Below are 2,154 nucleotides of genomic sequence, written 5' to 3'. Positions count from 1 at the left end.
ATCTTATCCGTTCGAGATCTCAGCGCCGAGATCGACGGCACCCCCATTCTCAAGGGGTTGAGCCTGGAAATTCGCGCCGGAGAAATCCACGCCATCATGGGCCCCAATGGCTCTGGAAAAAGCACTTTTTCCAAGATCTTAGCCGGCCACCCTGACTACAGGGTGACGGGGGGCGAGATCCTCTACCTGGGAAAAAATCTCTTGGAGATGGAGCCAGAAGAGAGGGCTTGGGCAGGGATCTTTTTGGCATTTCAATACCCCATCGAAATCCCAGGGGTGAGCAACTTGGATTTCCTGCGCGCCGCCTACAACGCTCGCCAGAAATATCGGGATCAGCCGGAACTGGATGCTCTGGATTTTGACGACCTGGTACGGGAAAAGTTGGATATTGTCAAAATGGATCCCGTTTTTTTGGAGCGCTCTGTGAACGAGGGCTTTTCCGGCGGCGAGAAAAAGCGCAACGAGATCCTGCAAATGGCGGTGTTGGAGCCTACGCTGGCCATTTTGGACGAGACGGATTCCGGTCTGGATATCGACGCGCTGCGCATTGTGGCCCACGGCATCAACCGACTGGCCGGCCCTGAGAATGCCATGCTCTTGATCACCCACTACCAACGCTTGCTGGACTATGTTACCCCCGACTACGTGCACGTGATGGAGGGGGGTCGTATCGTCATCAGCGGGGACAAGACCTTGGCGCTGGAGCTGGAGGAACGGGGCTACGACTGGATCAAAACTCAGTTGGGCCAAGAATCAGCAGCCGCAACATCCCGGCGGGAGGAAGAGGGATGAGCGCCACCTTGCCCAAACCTTTTGCCCCAGAGAGCCGCCTATTCCTGGAGCACATCCTCGGCCAAATCCCGGAAAGGCAGGATCCCTACACCACCCTTAGGCAGCAGGCCCGCGCCCAATTGGCCGAACTGGGGATCCCGACCCCACGGGAAGAAGATTGGAAATACAGCGATCTCTCGCCGCTGCTGGCCCACGAGTTTCGCCTGGCTGTCGCGGCGGATCCGTCTCTGGATGCGGCAACCCTAGAGCCCTGGCTTTGGCCGGAAGCCAGCTATAGCCGCGCCGTGTTCGTCAACGGCTACTTTGCCCCCCAGCTTTCTGATTTGAGCGGCCTGCCCACCGCTTTGCAGGTGATCCCTTTAGCCCAAGCCCCAGGGGAGTTGCTGCAAACCCTGGCCAAGACGGATGTGTTTACGGCCCTCAACACCGCTCATCTGGGAGATGGGATCCAGATTGGCCTACAGCCCGGCCAGGAAGTTCCGTCACCGCTGCACCTGCTGTTCATAACGGTGGCTCCTGAGGGAGAGGCCGTTTTGGCCCAGCCCCGCTGCCTGCTGTCTTTGCAAGCCCACAGCTCCCTCACGCTGATCGAAGATCATGTATCCCTGGGATCCGGGATCCCCTTTGGCAACGCGGTTACGGAGATCGCCCTGGCAGAGGGATCTCGTTTGCACCATGTGATTTTGCAAAGGCAGGGATCCCCAGCCTTCCACATCAACAAGACCGCCGTGCGCCAAAGCTGCGACAGCCACTACCGCCTCCAGGCCATTCAGTGGGGATCCCAGTTTTCTCGCCACAACCTGGAGATCACCCAAGCCGGAGCCCAGGCCCACACCCAACTGCAGGGGCTAACGCTGCTGAAGGGATCCCAGCACAGCGACACCCACTCCCGCCTGGTGCATCAGGCCCCCCACGGCAGCAGCCGCCAATTGCACAAGTGCATTGTGGACGAGACGGCCCATGCGGTCTTCAGCGGACGGATTCTGGTGAGCCGAGAGGCCCAACTGACGGACGCCGCCCAGACCAACCGCAACCTGCTCCTAGGCCCCAAAGCGCGGGTCAACACCCAGCCACAACTGGAGATCTTTGCCGACAACGTCAAGTGTGCCCATGGGGCCACCGTCAGCCAACTGGAGGCGGAAGAGATCTTCTATCTGCAAAGCCGGGGTATTCCCCAAGCTGAGGCCAGGCAACTTCTCACCTGCGCTTTTGCGGCAGAAGTTCTGGAAGGGATCCCGTTGGCTCAACTTCCCGCCCTGGTGGCCCGCCAGTTGGCTGGGATCCCGTGAATCCAATCAATTCCAATAACAATAATAAGTTGTTGCTCCCCCATTACCCTCAAGAGTGACCAGACTTGGGCGT

The 2,154-nt window shown here is 59.1% G+C and carries 2 protein-coding genes; both read left to right on the top strand.

Annotation, left to right across the window (positions count from 1 at the left end):
- Nucleotides 1-792, top strand: a 792-nt coding sequence (gene sufC / locus NW820_RS11985; protein WP_414407598.1) for a Fe-S cluster assembly ATPase SufC, incomplete at its 5' end; no start/stop codon positions are given.
- The gene (sufD, locus tag NW820_RS11980) at nt 789-2,081 is read left to right on the top strand and encodes a Fe-S cluster assembly protein SufD (protein WP_414407597.1); all 1,293 of its coding nucleotides are present in this window, start codon (nt 789-791) and stop codon (nt 2,079-2,081) included. The genes sufC and sufD, both read left to right, overlap by 4 nt.
- Nucleotides 2,082-2,154 lie beyond the last annotated feature (73 nt).

It is taken from the genome of Synechococcus sp. R55.7, from assembly GCF_047461955.1.
GTDB lineage: Bacteria > Cyanobacteriota > Cyanobacteriia > Thermostichales > Thermostichaceae > Thermostichus.
The sequence above is the reverse complement of the archived record's forward strand: the minus strand, read 5'-3'. Positions and strand labels throughout refer to the sequence as shown.